Consider the following 962-nt stretch of genomic DNA (forward strand, 5'->3'; position numbering starts at 1 on the left):
TTTTAATTCTAATATGGATTGATAAGGGAATATATTTAAATATCAATTTAAGTCATTGTTTTTATAATAAAATATGTAAAAATCGATCAGGCTTCAATAAGTTTAATGAGAGTAGATATGCCTAAGAAATTTGAGAATTTTAATAATCCTAGAAAGAAAGCACTCGCAGGGATGAAGCAAAGCATTTCAGCTGAGCTATGGGAAAAAAATTCAGACTTTTTGAACCAATTAAGAGCAAAAATTGCTAGACATGCAGTTTCACATCATCCTGCAATTGAGATTTTAAATAATGGAGAAATTAATAAAGAAAATTTAAAAAAAATACACTTAGAATATCGCCATGCAATTGTACAAACTTTTACTGATGCACTGCTCATGGCTCAATTTCAAACTAAACAACTAGAGCCAAGATTGCATGCTGGTGCGAAAATGTTTCCGCGCTTTCTTTTGAGCCTAAATATTTTTGATGAGTTTGGATTTCGACCAGGTTTAGACAAAGATGGTTATTATCAGGGAAATCCTGAATATGCTCACTATCCTTTATTTGAAGACGTATTAAATGACTTTGGTATTACTGAACAAGACCGTCTAACTTATCAGCCGACTGAAATTGCAGGTCAAGTTCGAGTTTTTTTAGAAGATGCTTATGATGACTATAAAGCTGTTTCAGCTTTGTTAGCCGTCGCAGAAGAAGAGGTTATCCTTTATAGTCCACCGTTACGTAAAGCGACTAAAGCCATAGGTTTGGAGGTCGAGGGTGGTGGTTATTATCATGTGCATGGTATTTCTGAAGATGAAAGTGCCGAAGCCGCAGATGATGATCATGAAGAAGATTTATGGTATGTCTTGATGCAAGCTTGTACAGAAGAAGATTATAGCTATATTGAAAAGATATGCTTAGAGTATTGTGATTTATGGGAAAAATTTTGGGATGCTCAATTAGAGCATTCGGAACCTATGAG

General features: G+C 34.3%; 1 protein-coding gene. It reads left to right on the top strand.

The genetic code is table 11. The features are described 5' to 3' along the window. Positions 1-117 precede the first annotated feature (117 nt). Positions 118-962, top strand: an 845-nt coding sequence (locus NL42_RS18610; protein ID WP_461313878.1) for a hypothetical protein, incomplete at its 3' end; no start/stop codon positions are given.

This window comes from Acinetobacter sp. GN11, from assembly GCF_054823985.1.